Source organism: Acidovorax sp. T1 (assembly GCF_002176815.1).
In the GTDB taxonomy this organism is placed as follows: domain Bacteria; phylum Pseudomonadota; class Gammaproteobacteria; order Burkholderiales; family Burkholderiaceae_C; genus Acidovorax.
Genome location: NZ_CP021648.1, coordinates 3,240,003 through 3,260,524, shown reverse-complemented (window position 1 = coordinate 3,260,524; position 20,522 = coordinate 3,240,003). Strand labels below are relative to the sequence as shown.

Below are 20,522 nucleotides of genomic sequence, written 5' to 3'. Positions count from 1 at the left end.
CTCAGTACCGGCCCACGATGGTGGACAGGCGCAGCACCGAGTTCTCGCCATCGAGCACCTGCGCATCCACGCGCCGAAAACTCGGGTTCGGCGTGGGCCGCACGATCACGTCCACGTCGAAGCGGCGCCCTGCCTGCTCGCAGGGTTGGGTGCTGTCGCCCACACCCGGCATCTGGCGCGACAGGCGCACCTTGACCAGTTCGTTCTCGGCGCACAGCTGGGCCAGCACGATGTCCGATTGCCGCTGGGCATTGCGCGTCAGCGCGGTGGTGGCCTGCAGGCCCGCCATGAGGGCGATGGCCACAATGCCCAGCGCCACCAGCACCTCGACCAGCGTGAAGCCGCGCTCCGCGCGCTTCATTGCAGCGGCTCCACCGTGAAGGGCCTGACGCCATCGGTCACCACGCGCAGCGCGCGCTCGGGGTGGGCCTGGTTCACCAGCAGCACCTGCTGCGGGCCGATCAGCGGCTCGGGCCCCAGTTGCAGGATAGCGGGGCCGCGCACGGTGGTGCCGGCATCCAGCCATTGGGTGGGGAGTGTGCTGGTGGGCAGACCGTCAAACCGGAAGCCCTGCGCATCGGCGCGCCAGCGCATCGGCACGCCCGTGCCGCGCGACTGGGCTCGGCCCGATTCCAGCAGGGCCGCCAGCCGCGCCGCTTCGCGCTCGAGCTGGGTCTGCCCGCTGTCGCGCAGCGCCAGGCTGACGCCCGCCGTGGCCAGCGCCATGATGCTGATGACGATCAGCAGCTCTAGGAGAGTAAACCCCCCCTGAGCCGCTGCGCGGCTTCCCCCCTCTCTCGCGCTGCGCGCGGGAAGGGGGACGACGCCAGTGGCCTGGCAAAGCCAGTTCCACGGCGTCCCTGGCCTGGGACGCGCCAGTTTCATGGGCTTGGGTTGCGTTGGCGCAGTGCCGTCACTGCCAGCTGCCGATATCCGCATCCTTGCCTTCGCCGCCCGACTGGCCGTCGGCGCCGAACGACATCACGTCGATCTCGCCCTTGATGCCGGGGTTCAGGTACTGGTAAGGCCGGCCCCAGGGGTCGTTGGGCAGCTTTTCGAGGTAGGGCTTCCAGTTGCCCGGCACGGGGCCGGTGGTGGGCTTGGCCACCAGCGCCTGCAGGCCCTGCTCGGCCGTGGGGTAGCGCTGGTTGTCCAGGCGGTAGAGCTTGAGCGCCTGCATCACATTGGTGACGTCGGTGCGGGCTGCGGTGGCGCGCGCATCGTCGGCGCGGTCGAGCACGTTGGGCACGATCAGCGCGGCCAGCACGCCGATGATGACCAGCACCACCATCAACTCGATCAGGGTGAAGCCCCGCGCCACATGCGTGGCCAGGTTGCGGCGGGTGCGGCGCAGGAGGAAGAGGGTGGAGTGGTTCACGGCAGACAGTCTCGGGAGGGTCAGATCGCGTGAATCATAATCCTCTGATGATGACCAATTCACACAGCAAATGGGGCGTGCGCCTGGGGACTCTGGCTCTCTGGGCCCTGGCGGGCGCCAGTGTGGTCTATTGGGGGCTGCGCCTGTCGGCGCGGCCGGTGGGGCTGACGGTGCCGGCCGTGGCCCCCGCGCCGGTGGCGCCCGATGCGCAGGCCATGGCGCGCCTGCTGGGCGTGCCAGCCGCCGATGCCGCTGCTGGCCGGGCGCCGGTGGCGTCGCTGGCCAGCCGGTTTGCCCTGATCGGGGTGTTGGCGGGCCGCAGCAGCGGTGGCGGTGCGGCGCTGATTGCGGTGGACGGCAAACCGGCCAAGCCGTTCCGGGTGGGTGCGGCGGTGGACGAGGGGCTGGTGCTGCAATCGCTGGACCCGCGCCAGGCCCGGCTGGGTGCCAGTGTGGATGGCCCCGCCACGCTGACGCTGGACATGCCCGCCAAAAACTGAGGCCGGGGTGCGCCGGTGCACGGCGTTACTGCAGGCTGTGAATTTCCCATTCGCCCCAGGCCGGGGCAGGCACGGGCCACTCGTCGGCCCTGGGCATGCGCGCTTCGCCGTGCGCCAGCAGCCAGGCCACGCAGCGCGCCACGCCGGCGTGGGTGAACCACACCACATCGCTCCCGGCCCGCGCCTGCTGGCGCGCTGCGTTCAGGGCGGCTGCCACGCGGGCCAGCAGCGCGGCCAGGTTGTCGCCGCCGCCGGGGCGGTGCAGCGCAAAGTCGGCGGTCCAGGCGTCGATGGCGTTTTGGCCGATGCGGTCCCAGGCGCGGCCTTCCCAGGTGCCGAAATCCATCTCGCGCAGACGAGCGTCGGGATGGATAGTCAAATCGTGTCGCAGCGCTTGTGTGGCAAGCGCAAGCAGCTCACATCTTTGTAGCGTTGAATGGTGCGCGATCACGCGCTTTGGCAAGGCCTGCGCCAAACGCCGGGCGGCTGCCTGCGTGGCGGCCGCATCGGCGGGCACATCCAGCGCGCCGTAGCAGGTGCCGGCGGCCACCAGGGGCTGGGCGTGGCGCACCAGCCACAGGCGGGCGGGGGGGGTAGGGCTCATGCCCAGCGCAGGGCCAGCGCCGCGCCCAGGTAAAAGCCGATTTCGCTGACCTGCTGCGTGGCGCCCAGGCAGTCACCGGTAAAGCCCTGCAGGCGCCGCGCAAACCAGCGGCCCATCCAGGCGGCGGCCAGGCCGCTGCAGCCTGCGGATGCTATTAAAAACAGAGCTGACTGCGCTTGCCATACAAGCGCTATTGGCACAAAACACCACAAAACAGCAGCAACCAGCGCCGCGCCGGTGATCTGGTCGGCCAGCGGCTTGCTTTTGGATTGGGCGGTGTCGCCCACATGGGGCAGGCTGCGCACGATGAGCAGCGGCCACAGCCGCGACAGCACATGCCCGCCCACCAGCGCAGCCAAAGCGGCCTGCAGGCTGTGGGCCCCCAGCAGCGCCAGCAGGCTGACCTTGGCCAGCAGCGCCAGCACCAGCGCCATGGCCCCAAAGGCGCCAATGCGCGAGTCTTTCATGATGTCGAGCGCCCGCTCGCGCTCGTAGCTGCCGCCCAGCCCGTCGGCCACATCGGCCAGGCCGTCCTCGTGAAAGCCCCCGGTCATCAGCACCGTGGCAATGGTGCAAAACACCGCCGCCACGGCGGGGGCCAGCGGGTTGGGCGCCAGGGCCCAATGCAGCGCGGCATAAACGCCCGCCGACAGCGCCGCTGCCAGCCAGCCTATGCCCGGAAAATGCGCGGCACTGGCGCGCAGCATGGCCGGGCTGTAGCCCACCCAGTCGGCCAGCTGCCCCGTGACGGGAATGCGGGTAAAAAACTGCACGGCCAGTAGGTAGTGGCGCAGGGCTTGCATGGGGAGAGGTTGTGGCAATGTCAAAAATAATAGCTGCTGGCGCTTGATAAATAAGCGCTAGAGGCTGTTTTGACCATTATTTTGCGCGCAAGAACAACCGGTAGGCCGGGTTCAGCGTTTCTTCCACGCAGGGGTAGCCCAGCGTGGCCAGAAAGGCGTCGAACGCCGCGGCGTCCTCGGGCGGCACCTGCAGGCCCACGAGGATGCGCCCATAGTCGGCGCCCTGGTTGCGGTAGTGGAACAGGCTGATGTTCCAGGTCGGCTGCATCAGGCTCAGAAACTTGAGCAGCGCACCGGGCCGCTCGGGGAACACAAAGCGCAGCAGGCGCTCGTCTTGCGCCAGTGCCGAATGGCCGCCCACCAGGTGGCGCAGGTGTTCCTTGGCCAGCTCGTCGTGCGTCAGGTCGAGCGACTCGAAGCCGTGGCGCTCGAAGTTCCTGGTGATTTTTTCCGATTCGCCCTTGCCGTGCGTGGTCAGGCCCACGAACACATGGGCGCGCGTGGCGTCGCTGATGCGGTAGTTGAACTCGGTCACATTGCGCGGGCCGCCGGGCAGGCCGCCCACCACCTCGCAAAAGCGCCGGAAGCTGCCGCGTTCTTCGGGAATGGTCACCGCCAGCAACGCCTCGCGCTCCTCGCCCACCTCGGCGCGCTCGGCCACGAAGCGCAGGCGGTCGAAGTTCATGTTGGCGCCGCACAAAATGGCGGCGTAGGTCTCGCCCCGGGTCTTGTTTTTGGCGACATATTGCTTGATGGCCGCCACGGCAAGGGCCCCAGCGGGCTCGACGATGCTGCGCGTGTCCACAAAGATGTCCTTGATGGCAGCGCACACGGCATCGGTGTCCACTGTGATGTAGTCATCCACCAGGCCCTGCGCCACGCGAAAGGTTTCTTCGCCCACCAGCTTGACGGCGGTGCCGTCGGAGAACAGGCCCACGTCGGCCAGCGTGACGCGCTCGTGCGCGTTGATTGACTGGATCATCGCGTCCGAGTCGTTCATCTGCACGCCAATCACCTTGATCTCGGGCCGCACGGCCTTGATGTAGTTGGCCACGCCCGCCACCAGGCCACCGCCGCCAATCGCCACGAACACGGCATCCAGCTGGTTGCTGCCCAGTTTTTGCAGCTGGCTCAGGATTTCCATGGCAATCGTGCCCTGGCCCGCGATCACGTCGGGGTCGTCAAAGGGGTGCACAAAGGTCAGCCCTTGTTCTTTTTGCAGCCGCACCGAGTGGTCGTAGGCATCGGAATAGCTGTCGCCCGCCAGCACCACCTCGCCGCCCAGCGCCTGCACGGCGTCGATCTTGAGCTGGGGCGTGGTGGTGGGCATCACCACCACCGCGCGCGTGCCCAGCTTGCGTGCGCTCATGGCCACGCCCTGCGCGTGGTTGCCGGCCGAGGCGCAGATCACCCCTTTTTGCAACTGCTCGGGCGAGAGGTGGGCCATTTTGTTGTAGGCGCCGCGCAGCTTGAAGCTGAAGACGGGCTGCTGGTCCTCGCGCTTCAAAAGCACCTTGTTGTGCAGGCGGCGGCTGAGGTTTTTGGCGGGCTCCAGGGCCGACTCAACGGCCACGTCATAGACGCGGGCGGTCAGGATCTTTTTCAGGTAATCGAAAGGGGTGAGATGCTGGGTCATGTGAGGCAGAAGGTGCGCCGCCGCAGCGAGGGTGGCGGGGCGTCCATCATAGGCGCATCGCCTGAAGGCCCGGCGACGGGGGTGTCGTTGGGGCAGGGCGGGCCGCACCGGCAGCGCGGCGCAGGCAAAAAAAAGCCCCAGGCGGTAAAGCCCAGGGCTGAATCCATCCTTTGAGGAGATGGAGGAGACAATCAGTGCATTGCGGCTGTTGGTGACCTTTCGGCTACCAACCCTTTCTTCTCAAAAGGGCAACGCATGGCGGTATCTTAGCGCGATGGGTGCTGCAATGCAGCAAAATCCACCGCAAATTGTTGAAATGGCATGCCCATTTCGTCAAAAAAACCACGCACCAACAAGGAGTGACAGACATGGAATGCACAGTCAGCTGGACCGGCGGCGCCGGAACGCGGTCGGGAATGGGCTTTGTGGCCGAAACGGGCAGCGGCCATATCCTGGCCATGGACGGCGCCCCCGATGCCGCCAACCCCGCCAATGGGGGGCAAAACTTGGCGCCCCGGCCTATGGAAACCGTGCTGGCCGGCACCGGCGGCTGCACCGCCTATGACGTGGTGCTGATCCTCAAGCGCGGGCGCCATGATGTGCGCGGGTGCAGCGTCAAGCTCACCTCGCAGCGGGCCGAGGTGGACCCCAAGGTGTTCACCGCCATCCATATGCATTTCACCGTGACGGGCAAGGGGTTGACGCACGGGGCTGTGGAGCGCGCCATTGCCATGAGCCACGAAAAATACTGCTCGGCCAGCATCATGCTGGGCAAGACGGCAAACATCACCACGGGCTTCGAGATCGTCGAGGCTTGAGATCGTAAGCCAGCGCTGTGGCCGCGCCGGTTCAGACGTAATGCGCCGTGGTCGTCATGACCTTGGCGGCCATTTTCATCATCAGGCGGGCGGGTGCGGGCAGGGCCACGGCGCCGGCATCGCGCGCGCTGGCTGCGTGGCGCTCTTCATCGTCCTTCATGCGGCTGACCACAGCGCGCGAGGCCAGGTCGTCCGGCGGCAGCTTGTCCAGGTGGCCCTGCAGGTGCTCGGACACCTGGTTTTCGGTTTCCACCACAAACCCCAGGCTCACGCGGTCGCTCACCTTGGCGGCCACCACGCCGAGTGCAAACGCGCCCGCAAACCACAGCGGGTTGAGCAGGCTGGGCCGGGCGCCCAGGGCGTCCAGCCGCTGCTGCGTCCAGGCCAGGTGGTCGGTTTCCTCGCGGGCTGCTTCTAGCAGGTGGCGGCGCAATTGGGCGTCACGCGTGACGGCGGCCTGCGCCGTGTAAAGGGCTTGCGCGCAGACCTCGCCCACATGGTTCACCCGCATCAGTGCGCCGGACAGGCGCTTTTGGGCCGGGTCGAGCGCTGTCTCGGCAAAGGGCGCCGCCGGAGATGCCTCCATGGCGTGGGGTTTTGCAAACAGGGTGCGCAGCGCGGTGTCTGCGGCGCAAAGTAATGAGTCCATGGCTGATTTTCTCTGGAAGGATTGGCTCGGTTTGGCACGGAAGATGCATGCATAAACCTGCCGCGTTGTTCTGCATTGTGGCAAATGGAAGGAATGATGCGACTTCCCCATGGGTGCATTGTGCGAAGGTTGGAAGGAGAACGGAACTTGTTACAGACAAGAAAGCTAGTTTCAAGGTAATTTGCCGCAAATTCAGCCGTGTTGACACGAGATGCCCCGCGTAGCGCGGCATTGTTGTCTGCACTGGGGCCGCCAAGCCGGTGTCATCGTCCGCAGGCCTGCATGGGTGTGTGGTTGCAATGTTGCAGCGCCGCAACGAAATTGACCCTGCGTGCCGATTTCCTTTGCGCAACCGCGCCCCGTCTGGTGAAATAACCGCAACTTCCCCACCAGGAGGTTGGCCCGGGGAACCGGTAGGACTGCGCAGTAGCTGCGCTCAAGACCTCCGAACCGGTGCCCATGTTTAACCTTGGAGTAACTCGCAATGAAAAAATCCCTGATTGCCCTGGCTGTGCTGGCCGCTTCCGGCGCCGCAATGGCCCAATCTTCCGTGACCCTGTTTGGTATTGTTGATACCAACGTCAGCTACCTCGACGGCGTTTCCAACGCTGCTGGCACCAACACTGACAGCAAGTATGGCATTGGCACCAGCGGCAACGCTACCAGCCGTCTGGGCTTCCGTGGCGTGGAAGACCTGGGTGGCGGCCTGAAGGCTGGCTTCTGGCTGGAAGGCGAAATCTTCGGTGACGACGGCAATGCTTCTGGCTTCAATTTCAAGCGTCGTTCCACGGTCAGCCTGGCTGGTGGTTTCGGTGAAGTGCGCCTGGGCCGTGACCTGACCCCTGGCTACTCCAAGTTCATCTCCTACGACCTGTTCGGCCAGGTCGGCATCGGCCAATTCATGGGCTGGAGCGACTGGAATGGCAACAACCAAACCACGGCTAACAACAACAACGATGCCAACGGCATCCGTTCGAGCAACATGATCAGCTACTACACCCCCAACTTCAGCGGCTTCACTGCCGGTCTTGGTTATGGCTTCGACGAAAAGGCTGACACGACGAACTCGAAGAAGGGTCGTTACGTTGGTGGTTATGTTGCCTATGACAACGGCCCTTTGAGTGTTGCCCTGTCTTATGACGAGAGCAGCGCCCTGACCCTGGGCTCCGGTGCTACTGCCGTCAATGGTGCTGACCGCAATCGTCTGACCTTGGGCGGTTCGTACGACCTGAATGTTGTCAAGCTGAACGCCATCCTGCAACAGACCGAGGATGATGTCCCCGGCGCCGCCAAGCTCAAGGTTAACGCCTACATGCTGGGCGTATCCGCTCCAGTGGGCGCTGGCGAAGTCAAGCTGCAGTATGCTCTGTACGACCAGAAGGCCATCGACTCCAAGGCCCACCAGATCAGCCTGGGCTATGTCCACAACCTGTCCAAGCGTACCGCTGTGTACGGCACCGTGGCATACATGGACAACAAGGACGCCTCGAAACTGAATCTGTCTGCCAAGGGCCTGGGTACCATTGATGCCCGCGCTGGTGACAGCCAGACCGGCGTGCAAGTCGGTATCCGTCACTCCTTCTGATGACGTGCTGGCCTTGCGCCAGCATTCACAGAAGTGACCTCAAGCCACCCGTCGCAAGACGGGTGGCTTTTTCGCATTTGGCACCTCTTTTTGAACAATGCGCGGTCTTGTCGCCATTCGGTTTGACCGCTGGCAGGGCTTTCTTGGGCCAGGCTTTTCTGCAAAAGGTTGCGGCTGGAGGGCGGGTGTTCGTGCCCTGGAAAGTCGTGATGGCGCGGTGGTTTTGATAAGTGAACGGTCGTTCTATTAGGGAAAGCCTGTGTAAGCAATACGCAACAAACGCTTACGCACGAGCGTGCCTTTACTAAACTGGACCGGCACCCAACCAACCACGGAAAGAGACCCGATCTATGAAAAAAACCGATATCACGAAGTTGTTCGCCTTCGGAGCCGTTGCCTTGGCTTCAAGCTTTGCTTGCGCACAGACCGCCAGCGCACCGACGAGCAGCGTGCAGTTATGGGGCATTGTTGATGTGGCCTATCGCCATACCAATAACGAAGGTGCTAGTAAAGACAGCCTGTCGAAGATGATGGGTGGCGGCATGTCGCAAAGCCGCTGGGGTATCAACGTGGACGAAGATCTGGGCGGTGGTTCCAAGGCCCTGGTTGTTTTGGAAAATCATTTGAATGCAGATGACGGCAGTGTTTCCACTCCCTTCTCCCAGTTGTCCTATGTGGGGTTGCAAGGCCCCTATGGCCGCCTGACCGCTGGGCGCCAGTGGAATGTGCTGTTCGACGTGGTGACCAGCACTTACGCTTCGTTCCCCTATTCTCCGTATATGGAGGCCTACAAGCCTGAGCTGGGCATGGCCATGGGAGCACTCACCAGCAATATGCTCAAGTACACCTTCGCAACGCCAGACCGCAGTTTCGTGGGTTCGCTGCAATACTCGTTTGACGAGAATAACGACACCAAGGCACTGGAAGCGGGGTTGCCTGCTTCTGCAGCGCAGGTGCCTGCCTATGTGGGCAGTACGCTGGGTGGCGGCGCATGGCAGACGGCTGGCGGCTATCTGCGCTACGCCGCCAATGGCTTCGCAGTGGGTGGGGGTTACATGCGCACTACGCTGCCTGGTGGCACCGATGTCGATGCATGGACCCTGGGCGGTTCGTACCGCACCGGCCCTTGGTACTTCAACACCGGCTACGGCCTGAACAAGGCGAAATACGCTGCGGTGACCAGCACCGTTCAGGGTTTCCGTAACAACGTAGACCGAGCACTCCTGGGCCCATTCTGGGCGGGTCAGACCAATGGCGGCTTCCAGCCGGGTGATGCCGACAAGCGCCAACTGTTCAAGGTGGGCGTGGGCTACCAGCTGACGCCTCAACTGAACCTGGGTGCGCATTACTTCCGCGGCAAGCAATCAGGCTCGGTCAACGGCACGTCCAATGGCAACGTCAACTTCTATGTCGCCGTGGCGGACTACGCTTTCAGCAAGCGCACCGACGCCTACTTTGGCGTAGACCATACCAGCATCAGCGGAGGCGCTCAGCTTGTGCTCGACGCAGCGAGCGGCGCCCGCAGCCGTACCGGTATCACTGCTGGTATTCGTCACCGCTTCTAAATCACTGGTGGGGGAAAGCGCTGCTCCGGCAACGGAGCAGCGCAGGTTTCCAAGGGAAAACCGGATTGCTAGCGATAGCGATCCGGTTTTTTTCTTTATTGCAAGAGCAACTTCAGGCGCATTGCAGTTGGCGCCCTCTGGTCGACTGCGGTTGGCCTGGTTCCTGCATGGGTGTTGTTTAGCTGCGCTGGATTTGTAGGTCCTGGTGCACCCGAAAAACATCGTTTGTTGCCAGAACCTTCCCTGTTAGCATGGTTCTTCATTTTATGCTTTACCGATGCTTGCATTCATTTTGCGACGCCTGATTCAGGCGGTCATGGTGATGATCACTGTGGCCTTTATCGCCTTCATGCTGTTTCAGTATGTGGGTGACCCGGTGGTGTTTTTGCTCGGGCAGGACGCCACCCCCGAACAGATCCGCAGCTTGCGCGCCGACCTGGGGCTCGACAAGCCCTTTTTTGTGCAGTTCTGGCACTTCTTGCTGAACGCCGCGCAGGGCGAGTTTGGCCTGAGCCTGCGCCAGGGGGCCAAGGTGTCGCGTCTGATGTCCGAGCGCTTCCCGGCCACGCTGGAGCTGGCGCTGGTGGCCGCGGCGCTGGCGTTGCTGGTGGGGGTTCCCATGGGGGTGTATGCGGCGCTCAAGCGCGGCACTTTCATCAGCCAGGCCTTCATGACCTTGTCGCTGCTGGGCGTGTCGCTGCCGACCTTTCTGATCGGCATTCTTCTCATCCTGGTGTTTGCCGTGGTGCTGGGCTGGTTCCCCAGCTTTGGCCGCGGCGAGGTGGTGCAGATCGGGTGGTGGACTTCGGGGCTGCTCACGGCCAAGGGCTGGCACCACATCACGCTGCCGGCCGTCACGCTGGCGATCTTTCAGCTCACGCTCATCATGCGCCTGGTGCGCGCCGAGATGCTGGAGGTGCTGCGCACCGACTACATCAAGTTTGCCCGTGCACGCGGCCTGTCCAACCGGGCCATTCACTTTGGCCATGCGCTCAAGAACACGCTCGTGCCGGTGATGACGATCACCGGGCTGCAACTGGGCGGGCTGATCGCCTTTGCCATCATCACCGAGACGGTGTTCCAGTGGCCGGGCATGGGGCTGCTGTTCATCCAGGCGGTGACGTTTGCCGACATTCCGGTCATGGCGGCCTACCTGTGCCTGATTGCGCTGATTTTTGTGGTGATCAATCTGGTGGTGGATCTGCTGTATTTTGTGGTCGACCCGCGCCTGCGCGTGGGCAATGCCGGAGGGCACTGATGCTCAATCCACGATGGAAAGCCGGCGGGCGCGCCTTTGCCCACATTGCGCAATTCCACCCCGAACTGACTGCGCTGCGGCGCGACCTGCACGCCCACCCCGAGCTGGGTTTTGAAGAGGTGTACACCGCCCGGCGCGTGAAGGAAGCCCTGCAGTTATGCGGTGTGGACGAAATTCACGAAGGCATCGGGCGCACGGGCCTGGTGGCGGTGGTGCGCGGCCGTGGCCAGTCAAGCGGCGCCATGGTGGGCCTGCGGGCCGATATGGACGCGCTGCCCATTACCGAGCACAACGATTTTTCCTGGAAATCGAGCAAGCCGGGGCTCATGCATGGCTGCGGCCACGACGGCCACACCGCCATGCTGGTGGGCGCCGCCCGCTACCTGGCCGAAACCCGCAACTTTGACGGCACCGCCGTGCTGATCTTCCAGCCCGGCGAAGAGGGCTTTGCCGGCGCCCGCGTCATGATGGAAGACGGCTTGTTCGACCGGTTCCCGGTGCAATCCGTTTTTGCCATGCACAACTGGCCCGCCATGAAGCCGGGCACCGTGGGCATCAACACGGGGCCCATGATGGCCGCGGCCGACCGCATCACCATCGAGATCACCGGTCGCGGCGGCCATGGCGCCCACGCCTACCAGACGGTGGACGTAGTGCTGGTGGCGGCGCACATCATTACTGCGGCGCAGAGCATTGTTTCGCGCAACGTGCGGCCCATTGAAAGCGCCGTGGTCAGCCTGTGCGCCATCCAGGCGGGTGACCTGGGCGCTTTCAGCGTGTTGCCGGGCACGGCCACGCTAGTGGGCACGGTGCGCACCTTCGATCCGGCGGTGCAGGAGATGGTGGAGCAGCGCCTCAAAGAGCTTTGCAGCGCCATTGCCCTGGGGTTTGGCGCCACGGCCACGCTGCATTACGAGCGCATGTACCCCGCCACCATCAACACCGAAAGCGAGGCCCTGTTCGCGGCCGACGTGGCCGAGTCACTGGTGGGCGCCGACCATGTGGTGCGCGACCTGGAGCCCAGCATGGGTGCGGAAGACTTTGCGTTCATGCTGCAGACCAAGCCCGGCGCCTACCTGCGGTTGGGGCAGGGCACGGGCGCCAGTGGCAGTGCGCTGCACAACAGCCGCTACGACTTCAATGACGAGGTTCTGCCCCTGGGGTCGGCACTGCACGCCAGCCTGATCGAGCAGGCCATGCCCCTGCAGACGCCCTGATGGATTGCCTCTCGCATTCCGTTTTGCCCACTGATTTCTTGTTTCCGCCATCCACCAGGATACTTGCATGAAATTTAAGAAGAATACTGCCTTGGCGCTTGTGCTGTATGCGCTAGCAGCTACCAATTTGGTAGCAAATGCCCAGACGATCCGGATCGCCAACCAGGGTGATGCGCTCTCGATGGACCCGCACTCGCTCAACGAGTCGCTGCAGCTGAGCACCACGGGCAATGTGTACGAGCCGCTGGTGGGGCGCAACAAGGACCTGAGCCTGGCGCCTGCGCTGGCCACGGCCTGGAAGCAGACCGCGCCCACGGTGTGGCAGTTCGAGTTGCGCCGGGGTGTGCAATTTCATGACGGCACCCCGTTCACGGCAGACGATGTGCTGTTCAGCTTTGCGCGCACCCAGGCCGACGGCTCGGACATGAAGAGCTACACCAACGACTTCAGGGAAGTGCGCAAGATCAACGACTTTTTGGTGGAGATCGAGACCAAGATGCCGTTCCCGATTCTTCCGGACGTGATCTCGCAAGTGGCCATGATGAGCAAGAAATGGTGCGAGACCAACCAGGCCCTGACGCCGGTGGACCGCCGCAAGGGCATCGAGAATGCCGCGTCGTTCCGGGCCAACGGCACGGGGCCATTCCGCCTGCGCGAGCGCCAGCCCAACGTGCGCACGGTGTTCACACGCAATGGCACTTATTGGGGCAAGATCGAAGGCAATGTGGCCGAAGTCATCTTCACGCCGATTGGCAACGACGCCACCCGTGTGGCGGCGCTGCTGTCGGGCGAGGTGGATGTGATGGAGCCGGTGCCGGTGCAGGACATCGAGCGCGTGAACAACAGCGCCAACACCCGCGCCATCACCGGCCCCGAACTGCGTACCATCTTCCTGGGCATGGACCAAAAGCGCGACGAACTGCTGTATTCGAGCGTGAAGGGCAAAAACCCGTTCAAGGACAGGCGCGTGCGCCAGGCCTTCTACCAGGCGATCGACATCGACGGCATCAAAAAGACGGTGATGCGCGGCGCCTCCAACCCCTCCGCGCTGCTGGTGGGCCCGGGCATCAATGGGTTTCAGCCCGAGGCCAAGCGCCTGCCCTACGACGTGGAAGCCGCCAAGAAGCTCATGGCCGAAGCGGGCTATGCCAGCGGCTTCGAGGTGTCGATGAATTGCCCCAATGACCGCTATGTCAACGATGGCCGCATCTGCCAGGCCGTGGCGGCCAACCTGGCGCGCATCAACGTCAAGATCAACCTGCAGGCCGAAACCAAGGGCACCTATTTCCCCAAGATCTTGCGCCGTGACACCAGCTTTTACATGCTGGGCTGGACGCCTTCGACCTACGACGCACACAACGCGCTCAATGCCCTGATGGCCTGTGTGGACGACAAGGGCGCGGGCCAGTTCAACCTCGGTGCCTATTGCAACCCCAAGGTGAACGAGCTGACCAAAAAGATCCAGGCCGAGACCGACAAGGCCCGGCGCAACGCCATGATCAAGGAGGCGTTTGACCTGCATGCCGCCGATGTGGGGCACCTGCCGCTGCACCAGCAGGCCCTGGCTTGGGGCGTGAGCAAGAACGTCAAGCTCGTGCAACTGGCCGACAACTACATGCCCTTCAAGTGGATGAGCAAGAACTGATCTGCCGCCCACCAAGAAGCCCATCGCCCCGTGGGCAGCCAGGCAATGGCCGCCCGGTGCGGCGGGCCTGGCTCCCTGTTTTTTGGTTCCTGTGATGAAAAAAACCCTTGCGCGCTGGCTTGACAGCGATGTTGGCTACAGCTTTCGCACCTCCCCCATGGCCATGGTGGCGGCGGCGATTGCCGTGGTGTGTGTGTTCTGCTCGCTGTTTGCGGGCTGGGTGGCGCCGCACAATCCGTTCGATTTGTCCACGCTGGAACTCAGCGATGCACGGCTGCCCCCGGCATGGAGTGCCGAGGGCTCGCGCAAATACCTGCTGGGCACCGACGACCAGGGGCGCGACATTCTGTCGGCCCTGATCTACGGCGCCCGCATTTCGCTGGTGGTGGGGCTGGCCTCGGTGCTGCTGTCGGTGGTGGTGGGCGTGGCGCTGGGTCTGCTGGCCGGTTTTCGGGGCGGCTGGATTGACGCGGTGCCCCTGATGGCCACCCAAATTCCCCCGTCTATGGCCACCTCAAACTCCCCCACCTGAACTGATCGGGGATAGGGGTTTAACGCCGGCGTCGTCGGCACCTGTTGGCAGGACATTGATCCAGTCTTCCCCGAGGGAAGGCCAAGGAGTGAATGTCTTGAAGTCCAACCAACGCGCCACCATAGAGACACTGCTGGAGCGCAACACATCGCAACGCGAGATCGCCCGCATCACGGGCATCGACCGCAAGACGGTCAGGAGCTACCACCAGCGCTGGCTGGAGCAACTGCAGTCAAATTCCCCCGGGGTGGCCACCGGCTCGGCAGGTCAAATTCCCCCACCCTGGCCACCGGCTCCTGGGCCGGTGGCCACCTCCCTGTGCGAACCCTGGCGCGAGTTCATCGAAGCCCAGCTGCGGCTGAAGCGAAACGCCACGGCCATCTACCAGGACCTGGTCGACCAGCACGGCTTTGATGGCCAGTACAACTCGGTCAAACGCTTCTGTGCAAAGTTGCGGCACAAGGAGCCCGAGCAGTTCGATCGCCTGTCCTTCCTGCCCGGCGAGGAGATGCAGGTGGACTACGGCGAGGGCGCGCCCACCCGCGTGCCCGGCAGCGACCGGTACCGCAAGCCCCGCCTGTTCGTGGCCACCTTGCGGTATTCCCGTGCCAGTTTCCGGTGCGTGGTCTGGAAGTCCAGCCAGCAGATCTGGGCCGAGCTGCACGAGCGGGCCCTGCGGTACTTCGGGGGCTGCCCCCAGTACGTGGTGCTGGACAATCTGAAGGAAGGCGTCCTCAAGCCCGACCTGTACGAGCCCGATCTCAACCCGGTGTACGCCGCCGCCCTGGCGCACTACGGCGTGGTGGCCGACCCGGCGCGGGTGCGAGACCCCAACCGCAAGGGCACGGTGGAGCATGCCATCGGCCATACCCAGGCCACGGCCTTGAAGGGCCGGCGCTTTGAGTCCATCGAGGCCCAGAACGAGTTCCTGGCGCACTGGGAGAAGAGCTGGGCATCCAAGCGCATCCACGGCACCGAGCGACGCCAGGTGCAGGCCATGTTCGAGGAAGAGCGCAGCCACCTCAAACCCCTGCCAGTGCTGGGAATGCAGTATTTCGACGAGGCGGTGCGCACCGTCTGCGACGACAGCTGTGTGCGGGTGGATCACAGCAGCTACGCCGCTCGCCCGGCGAACATCGGCTCCAAGGTGTTGGTGCGCATCTACGCCCAGCGCATCGAGATTCGTGACATGCACACCCGTGCCTTGCTGCGCACCCACGCCAAGGCCGAGCGTCCCGGCACGGTGATTCTGCCCATGGAGGAGCGGGTGTTCAATCCGTCTCGCGAGACCCGCCTGATCCTGCGTCAGGCCGGCGAGATTGGTGAGCACGCCAGCCGGCTGTGTGAGCTGCTCTTTGCCATCGAGGGTCGTGTCGGGCAGCGCAAGCTCTGGGGCATTGTGGGACTCATGCGCCGTTACCCGGCGCACTGCATCAATGCCGCCTGCGCCCAGGCCCTGGAGCAAGGGGTCTACAGCTACAAGCGCGTGCTGGCGCTGACCGAAGCCCTCTTTGCCCAGGCGATGGCGGCCATCGAGGCTACCTGCGGCGAAGCACCCGCCGCCGGTGCCCACGCGCTGACGCAGCAGCATGAGCTCATCCGAGACGCTGAGGAGTACAGCGATCTCTTCGCGCTCGCCGCCGCCACGGCAAACACCACCACCACCACCACCACCACCACCAACAACACCACCAACGCACCGGGAGTTCAGCCATGAACATGATCGAGATCGAACGCGCGCTGCGCGAGCTGCGCCTGTCCGGCATCGCCGAGACCCTGTCCACCCGCGTGATGCAGGCCCAGGCCGCCCAGCAGCCTTTCCTGGAGACCTTCGCCGCCATGCTGCAAGACGAGCTGGACCGCCGGCGCTCTCGCCTGACCGAGCGCCGCTTCAAGCGCTCGGGTCTGGATGAGCGCCCCTCGCTGGCTGACTTCGACTGGCGTTTCAACCCGAAGCTGCCGCGCAGCGCCTGCTTCGAGTTGCACACCCTGAAGTTCATCGGCGAGGGGGCCAACGCGCTGATCATCGGCAAGCCGGGCACCGGCAAGAGCCATGTGGCCAAGGCCGTGGCCTACCAGGCCACGCTGCAGGGCTATGACGTGCGTTACCTGGAAGCCGACACCGAGTTCGCCCGTTACGCGCTGGCCACTACGGCAGAGCGCACCGAGCTGCTCAAGGACTGGGTCGCGCCGGACCTGCTCGTCCTCGATGACCTGTTCCTGGCCAGACGCATCAGCGAGCATGCCGCTGAAGTCCTACAGGCCATCGTGCACCAGCGCTACAAGCTGCGCCGCGCTGTTCTCATCACGTCCAACCGCGTGGTGCAGGACTGGGGCAAATACCTCGGCGACGCCACCATGGCCAGCACCATCCTGGATCGCCTCATGCACCGCTGCGCGATGCTGGAGTTCGAGGGCAAGAGCTACCGCCTCAAGGAGGCCGCTGCACGCATCGCCATCACACCCGAGTCGTCATAATCCGACCGTCCTGCCTGGGGGAATTTGGGGTGGCCAAGGGTGGGGGAATTTGACCTGGCCATCGGGGGTGCTGATGCGCCTGTGCGACGTGATGCTGTCGTTTCCCGCCATTTTGGTGGCCCTGCTGATCGCGGGCGTGGGCCGTGCGCTGTTTCCCAATGCGCACGAATCGCTGGCCTTTGGCGTGCTGATCTTTTCCATCTCGCTCACGGGCTGGGTGCAATATGCGCGCACGGTGCGCGGCTCCACGCTGGTGGAGCGTAACAAGGAATATGTGCAGGCCGCGCGCGTGACCGGCGTGGCCCCGCTGCGCATCATGCGCAAGCATGTGCTGCCCAATGTGATGGGCCCGGTGATGGTGCTGGCCACCATCCAGGTGGCCACGGCCATCATCACCGAGGCCACGCTGTCGTTTCTGGGGGTGGGGGCACCGCCCACATCGCCCTCGCTGGGCACGCTGATCCGCGTGGGCAACGATTATTTGTTCTCGGGCGAGTGGTGGATCACCGTGTTCCCGGGGCTCATGCTGGTGCTGATTGCGCTGTCGGTGAACCTGCTGGGCGACTGGCTGCGCGATGCGCTGAACCCGAGATTGAGATGACCCCCCTGAGTCGCTTCGCGCCATCCCCCCAGGGAGCCGCCGCCATTGGCCCGGCAAAGCCGGTTCCACGGCGTCCTCTGGCCTGGGCCGTGCCCTTGCAATGAATCGCTGATATGTCCCTGCTTGAAGTCAAAAACCTCGTCGTCGAATTCCCGAACCGCCGCGGCACGCTGCGCGCCCTGGACGACATTTCGTTTTCCATCGCCCCCGGCGAGATCCTGGGGGTGGTGGGGGAGTCGGGTGCCGGCAAATCGCTCACGGGCGCTGCCATCATCGGCCTGCTGGAATCGCCCGGCCGCGTGGCCTCGGGCGAGATCCTGCTGGAAGGCCAGCGCATCGACAACCTCAGCGATGCGCAGATGCGCCCTATCCGGGGCCGGCGCATCGGCGCGATCTTCCAGGACCCGCTGACCTCGCTGAACCCTCTGTACACCGTGGGCCGTCAGCTCACCGAAACCATCCTGGCGCACCTGCCGGTGTCTGCTGCCGAAGCGCGGCGGCGCGCCATAGCGCTGCTGCAGGACACCGGCATTCCGGCGGCCGAGCAGCGCGTGGACCACTACCCGCACCAGTTCTCGGGCGGCATGCGCCAGCGCGTGGTGATTGCCCTGGCCCTGGCGGCCGAGCCGCAGCTCATCGTGGCCGACGAGCCCACCACGGCGCTGGATGTGTCGATCCAGGCGCAGATCATCACGCTGCTCAAAACCATCTGCAAATCGCGCGGCGCGGCCGTGATGCTGATCACCCACGACATGGGCGTGATTGCAGAAACCTGCGACCGGGTAGCAGTGCTGTATGCCGGGCGCGTGGTGGAAATCGGCCCGGTGCACGAGGTCATCAACCACCCCGCGCACCCCTATACCGTCGGCCTCATGGCCTCCATTCCCGACATGGCGCAAGACCGCGAGCGCCTGAACCAGATTGACGGAGCCATGCCCCGACTGAACGCCATTCCTGCGGGCTGTGCCTTCAACCCGCGCTGCCCCAGCCGCTTTGACCGCTGCACGGTCGAGCGCCCCGACCTGCTGCCCGCTGGTGCCACCCGCGCGGCCTGCTGGCTGCACGCTGCGGAGGTGGCGGCATGAGCACAACAACACCTTCCGGCACCCCGCTGGTGCAGGCGCATGACCTCGCCAAGACTTTCGATGTCTCGGCCCCCTGGCTCAACCGCGTGCTCGAACGCAAGCCGCGCACGCTGCTGCACGCCGTGGATGGCGTGAGTTTCGACATCGAAAAAGGCAAGACGCTCGCCCTGGTGGGCGAATCGGGCTGCGGCAAAAGCACCGTGGCGCGCCTGCTGGTGGGCCTGTACGAGCCCACGCGCGGCGGCCTCACCTTTGACGGGCAGGATGCGCATGCCGCCTTCAAGGGTGGCAGTGCCAAGGCCATGCGCCGGCGCATCCAGATGATTTTTCAGGACCCCTATGCCAGCCTCAACCCGCGCTGGCTGGTGGAAGACATCGTGGGCGAGCCGCTGCGCGAGCATGGCCTGATCACCGACAAGGCCGAGCTCAAGGCCCGCGTGGGCGAGCTGCTGCAATCGGTGGGCCTGTCGCCGCTCGACATGGTGAAGTACCCGCACCAGTTCTCGGGTGGGCAGCGCCAGCGCATCTCGATTGCGCGCGCACTGGCCACCGAGCCGGAGTTTCTGGTGTGCGACGAGCCCACCAGCGCGCTCGATGTGTCGGTGCAGGCGCAGGTGCTCAACATCATGAAGGACCTGCAGCGCGAGCGGCACCTGACCTACCTGTTCATCAGCCACAACCTGGCCGTGGTGCGCCATGTGAGCGACCAGGTGGGCGTGATGTACCTGGGCCGCCTGGTGGAGCTGGCCGACAAGCACACGCTGTTTGACACGCCGCGCCACCCCTACACGCGCATGCTGCTCGATGCCATCCCCAAGATGCACGACACCGGCAAGGCGCGCACCCCCGTGCAGGGCGAGGTGCCCAATCCGCTCAGCCCGCCGCCGGGCTGCGCCTTCAACCCGCGCTGCCCGCATGTGAACGAGCGCTGCCGCACCGATCGGCCGCCTTTGCTGAGTCTGGGGGGCATCCGCATTGCCTGCCACGCGGTGGAGGAAGGGCGGATCTGAGTGGTTGAATGCTCCTGAAAAAGGAGCTATTCGCGCTTATTGGGTAAGCGCTTTCAGCCTATTTGATGCAAATATTCAACTGCAAGGTGCGAAGTGGGACGGGTGTGACCAAGCGCTGCAGGCCGGGTCACGGCGCCGGCAGGCTTGGCGCTGGAGTTTCGGTGGCGGGCAGGGCGCGGCCCAGCAAATACTCGATGCAGGTACGCACCGCCCGCGTTTGGTGGCGGTCGGGCATGTAGAGCATGAACATTTGCGTTCCGAAGATGCTCAGGCGCCATTCGTCCAGGGTGGTCAGCACCTCGCCGCTGGCCACGGCGTCCTGCACCACGTAGTCGGGCACCAGCCCCACGCCCAGCCCGGCCAGGATGCCCTGGCGCAGGAACGGGAAGTGCTCGGAAATCAGCGTTGGTTCCAGCGTCACTTCCTGGCGTTCGTCGCCCAGATAGGCGCGCAGGCGCAACTGGCGCCCCACCACGCCGGCCGTGATCAGCGGCGCGGTGCGCAGCGCCTCCAGCCCGGTGGGCAGGCCGTGCGCCTGGGCATAGCCGCGCGAGGCGCAGGCGACATAGTGCACCACCCCCATATCGCGGGCCACCAGCGTGGGCGGGGGCTCGGGCATGACGCGGATGGCGATGTCCACCTCGTCGCGAATCAGGTCGTCCACCCGGTTCTCAAAGCGCACATCGAGCACGATGCCTGGGTACAGGCGCTTGAAGTCGATCAGCCAATCAGACATCACCATCTGCCCGTAGCCACTGGGCACGCTCAGGCCCACGCGGCCTTGCAGGCCCTGGCCCAGCGTGGCGATGGTTTCGCGCGCGGCCAGCATTTCGTTCTGGATGGCGCGGCCATGCTGGTACAGGCGCAGGCCCACTTCGGTGGGTTCGACCCGGCGCGTGGTGCGGCGTACCAGTTGCACGCCCACCGATTTTTCGAGCTGGTTGAGGTGGTAGCTCACGTTGGCGCGCGACATCTTCAGGTTGCGCGCGGCCTGGCTCAGGTTGCCGGCGTCCAGGATGTCCACCAGGACGGTCAGGGAGGTGAGTTCCATGGAAGAGGGAGGATGTGCGTCAAAAATTATTTGACAGTCTGTCAATCGTTAATGTAATTGTCAAGATTGTTTGGCGCATCAACAATACCGGCTCTTTCCAATCCTCC

General features: G+C 64.4%; 20 protein-coding genes and 1 pseudogene. 13 read left to right on the top strand and 8 right to left on the bottom strand.

From position 1 onward, the window contains the following. Position 1 precedes the first annotated feature (1 nt). The 3 genes from gspI to gspG all read right to left on the bottom strand — a co-directional run bounded on the left by gspI (position 2) and on the right by gspG (position 1,378). A complete protein-coding gene (gene gspI, locus CCX87_RS15210; RefSeq protein ID WP_087747555.1) occupies positions 2-361 on the bottom strand; it encodes a type II secretion system minor pseudopilin GspI in 360 nt (119 codons plus the stop codon). Next, positions 358-741 (bottom strand): type II secretion system protein GspH, encoded by a 384-nt coding sequence (locus CCX87_RS15205; RefSeq protein WP_369825326.1) that lies wholly within the window; start codon positions 739-741, stop codon positions 358-360. The genes gspI and CCX87_RS15205 overlap by 4 nt, the downstream gene beginning before the upstream one ends. A gap of 172 nt (positions 742-913) precedes the next feature. Continuing rightward, complete coding sequence (gene gspG / locus CCX87_RS15200; protein WP_369825325.1) at positions 914-1,378, bottom strand: type II secretion system major pseudopilin GspG; 465 nt, start codon at positions 1,376-1,378, stop codon at positions 914-916. A gap of 47 nt (positions 1,379-1,425) precedes the next feature. On the opposite strand from gspG, the gene CCX87_RS15195 reads away from it, so the two are divergent. Beyond that, positions 1,426-1,878: a type II secretion system protein N gene (locus tag CCX87_RS15195; protein ID WP_087747553.1), complete on the top strand. Its 453-nt coding sequence runs from the start codon at positions 1,426-1,428 to the stop codon at positions 1,876-1,878. 25 nt (positions 1,879-1,903) lie between these two features. Here the strand turns inward: CCX87_RS15195 and CCX87_RS15190 are convergent, their stop codons facing one another. The 3 genes from CCX87_RS15190 to ilvA all read right to left on the bottom strand — a co-directional run bounded on the left by CCX87_RS15190 (position 1,904) and on the right by ilvA (position 4,921). Further along, a complete protein-coding gene (locus tag CCX87_RS15190) occupies positions 1,904-2,482 on the bottom strand; it encodes a histidine phosphatase family protein (protein ID WP_087747552.1) in 579 nt (192 codons plus the stop codon). Continuing rightward, positions 2,479-3,285 carry an adenosylcobinamide-GDP ribazoletransferase gene (locus tag CCX87_RS15185; RefSeq protein ID WP_087747551.1) on the bottom strand — a complete coding sequence of 269 codons (807 nt, stop codon included), beginning with the start codon at positions 3,283-3,285 and terminating at the stop codon, positions 2,479-2,481. Before CCX87_RS15185 ends, CCX87_RS15190 begins: the two co-directional genes overlap by 4 nt. 76 nt (positions 3,286-3,361) lie before the next feature. After that, positions 3,362-4,921: a threonine ammonia-lyase, biosynthetic gene (gene ilvA, locus CCX87_RS15180; protein ID WP_087747550.1), complete on the bottom strand. Its 1,560-nt coding sequence runs from the start codon at positions 4,919-4,921 to the stop codon at positions 3,362-3,364. Between the two features lie 368 nt (positions 4,922-5,289). Here ilvA and CCX87_RS15175 point away from each other — a divergent pair, with 368 nt between their 5' ends. After that, entirely contained in the window at positions 5,290-5,739 is a 450-nt protein-coding gene (locus tag CCX87_RS15175) for an OsmC family protein (protein ID WP_087748388.1), read from the top strand. Positions 5,740-5,770: 31 nt separating this feature from the next. Here the strand turns inward: CCX87_RS15175 and coq7 are convergent, their stop codons facing one another. Next, positions 5,771-6,388 carry a 2-polyprenyl-3-methyl-6-methoxy-1,4-benzoquinone monooxygenase gene (gene coq7, locus CCX87_RS15170; RefSeq protein ID WP_087747549.1) on the bottom strand — a complete coding sequence of 206 codons (618 nt, stop codon included), beginning with the start codon at positions 6,386-6,388 and terminating at the stop codon, positions 5,771-5,773. 484 nt (positions 6,389-6,872) lie between these two features. Here coq7 and CCX87_RS15165 point away from each other — a divergent pair, with 484 nt between their 5' ends. The 11 genes and pseudogenes from CCX87_RS15165 to CCX87_RS15115 all read left to right on the top strand — a co-directional run bounded on the left by CCX87_RS15165 (position 6,873) and on the right by CCX87_RS15115 (position 19,364). Continuing rightward, the gene (locus tag CCX87_RS15165) at positions 6,873-7,973 is read left to right on the top strand and encodes a porin (protein ID WP_087747548.1); all 1,101 of its coding nucleotides are present in this window, start codon (positions 6,873-6,875) and stop codon (positions 7,971-7,973) included. Between the two features lie 350 nt (positions 7,974-8,323). Beyond that, positions 8,324-9,538: a porin gene (locus CCX87_RS15160; RefSeq protein WP_087747547.1), complete on the top strand. Its 1,215-nt coding sequence runs from the start codon at positions 8,324-8,326 to the stop codon at positions 9,536-9,538. A 277-nt stretch (positions 9,539-9,815) separates the two neighbouring features. Then, on the top strand, positions 9,816-10,796 hold the full coding sequence (locus CCX87_RS15155) for an ABC transporter permease (protein WP_087747546.1): 981 nt from the start codon (positions 9,816-9,818) through the stop codon (positions 10,794-10,796). Continuing rightward, positions 10,796-12,013, top strand: coding sequence for a M20 aminoacylase family protein (locus CCX87_RS15150; protein ID WP_087747545.1), 1,218 nt, complete (start codon positions 10,796-10,798; stop codon positions 12,011-12,013). The genes CCX87_RS15155 and CCX87_RS15150 overlap by 1 nt, the downstream gene beginning before the upstream one ends. A 67-nt stretch (positions 12,014-12,080) precedes the next feature. After that, positions 12,081-13,658 (top strand): ABC transporter substrate-binding protein, encoded by a 1,578-nt coding sequence (locus CCX87_RS15145; protein ID WP_087747544.1) that lies wholly within the window; start codon positions 12,081-12,083, stop codon positions 13,656-13,658. Between the two features lie 94 nt (positions 13,659-13,752). Continuing rightward, positions 13,753-14,190 (top strand): hypothetical protein, encoded by a 438-nt coding sequence (locus CCX87_RS15140; RefSeq protein WP_442857472.1) that lies wholly within the window; start codon positions 13,753-13,755, stop codon positions 14,188-14,190. An 88-nt stretch (positions 14,191-14,278) separates the two neighbouring features. Then, positions 14,279-15,907 carry an IS21 family transposase gene (istA, locus tag CCX87_RS15135; RefSeq protein WP_087744503.1) on the top strand — a complete coding sequence of 543 codons (1,629 nt, stop codon included), beginning with the start codon at positions 14,279-14,281 and terminating at the stop codon, positions 15,905-15,907. Further along, positions 15,904-16,668 (top strand): IS21-like element helper ATPase IstB, encoded by a 765-nt coding sequence (gene istB / locus CCX87_RS15130; protein WP_056269326.1) that lies wholly within the window; start codon positions 15,904-15,906, stop codon positions 16,666-16,668. Before istA ends, istB begins: the two co-directional genes overlap by 4 nt. Positions 16,669-16,723: 55 nt before the next feature. Beyond that, positions 16,724-17,269, top strand: a pseudogene (locus CCX87_RS15125) (ABC transporter permease); the annotation flags it as partial. Positions 17,270-17,382: 113 nt separating this feature from the next. Next, positions 17,383-18,354 carry an ABC transporter ATP-binding protein gene (locus tag CCX87_RS15120; protein ID WP_087747543.1) on the top strand — a complete coding sequence of 324 codons (972 nt, stop codon included), beginning with the start codon at positions 17,383-17,385 and terminating at the stop codon, positions 18,352-18,354. Continuing rightward, positions 18,351-19,364, top strand: coding sequence for an ABC transporter ATP-binding protein (locus CCX87_RS15115; RefSeq protein WP_087747542.1), 1,014 nt, complete (start codon positions 18,351-18,353; stop codon positions 19,362-19,364). Before CCX87_RS15120 ends, CCX87_RS15115 begins: the two co-directional genes overlap by 4 nt. Positions 19,365-19,491: 127 nt before the next feature. On the opposite strand, the gene CCX87_RS15110 is transcribed toward CCX87_RS15115, so the two are convergent. Beyond that, entirely contained in the window at positions 19,492-20,415 is a 924-nt protein-coding gene (locus CCX87_RS15110) for a LysR family transcriptional regulator (RefSeq protein WP_087747541.1), read from the bottom strand. Positions 20,416-20,522: the final 107 nt, after the last annotated feature.

Bases quoted from the DNA above. Each gene is read 5' to 3' on its own strand.
- gspI (WP_087747555.1), bottom strand. From the start codon at position 361: ATGAAGCGCGCGGAGCGCGGCTTCACGCTGGTCGAGGTGCTGGTGGCG.
- CCX87_RS15195 (WP_087747553.1), top strand. From the start codon at position 1,426: ATGATGACCAATTCACACAGCAAATGGGGCGTGCGCCTGGGGACTCTG.
- CCX87_RS15190 (WP_087747552.1), bottom strand. From the start codon at position 2,482: ATGAGCCCTACCCCCCCCGCCCGCCTGTGGCTGGTGCGCCACGCCCAG.
- CCX87_RS15185 (WP_087747551.1), bottom strand. From the start codon at position 3,285: ATGCAAGCCCTGCGCCACTACCTACTGGCCGTGCAGTTTTTTACCCGC.
- ilvA (WP_087747550.1), bottom strand. From the start codon at position 4,921: ATGACCCAGCATCTCACCCCTTTCGATTACCTGAAAAAGATCCTGACC.
- CCX87_RS15175 (WP_087748388.1), top strand. From the start codon at position 5,290: ATGGAATGCACAGTCAGCTGGACCGGCGGCGCCGGAACGCGGTCGGGA.
- coq7 (WP_087747549.1), bottom strand. From the start codon at position 6,388: ATGGACTCATTACTTTGCGCCGCAGACACCGCGCTGCGCACCCTGTTT.
- CCX87_RS15165 (WP_087747548.1), top strand. From the start codon at position 6,873: ATGAAAAAATCCCTGATTGCCCTGGCTGTGCTGGCCGCTTCCGGCGCC.
- CCX87_RS15160 (WP_087747547.1), top strand. From the start codon at position 8,324: ATGAAAAAAACCGATATCACGAAGTTGTTCGCCTTCGGAGCCGTTGCC.
- CCX87_RS15155 (WP_087747546.1), top strand. From the start codon at position 9,816: ATGCTTGCATTCATTTTGCGACGCCTGATTCAGGCGGTCATGGTGATG.
- CCX87_RS15150 (WP_087747545.1), top strand. From the start codon at position 10,796: ATGCTCAATCCACGATGGAAAGCCGGCGGGCGCGCCTTTGCCCACATT.
- CCX87_RS15145 (WP_087747544.1), top strand. From the start codon at position 12,081: ATGAAATTTAAGAAGAATACTGCCTTGGCGCTTGTGCTGTATGCGCTA.
- CCX87_RS15140 (WP_442857472.1), top strand. From the start codon at position 13,753: ATGAAAAAAACCCTTGCGCGCTGGCTTGACAGCGATGTTGGCTACAGC.
- istB (WP_056269326.1), top strand. From the start codon at position 15,904: ATGAACATGATCGAGATCGAACGCGCGCTGCGCGAGCTGCGCCTGTCC.
- CCX87_RS15120 (WP_087747543.1), top strand. From the start codon at position 17,383: ATGTCCCTGCTTGAAGTCAAAAACCTCGTCGTCGAATTCCCGAACCGC.
- CCX87_RS15115 (WP_087747542.1), top strand. From the start codon at position 18,351: ATGAGCACAACAACACCTTCCGGCACCCCGCTGGTGCAGGCGCATGAC.
- CCX87_RS15110 (WP_087747541.1), bottom strand. From the start codon at position 20,415: ATGGAACTCACCTCCCTGACCGTCCTGGTGGACATCCTGGACGCCGGC.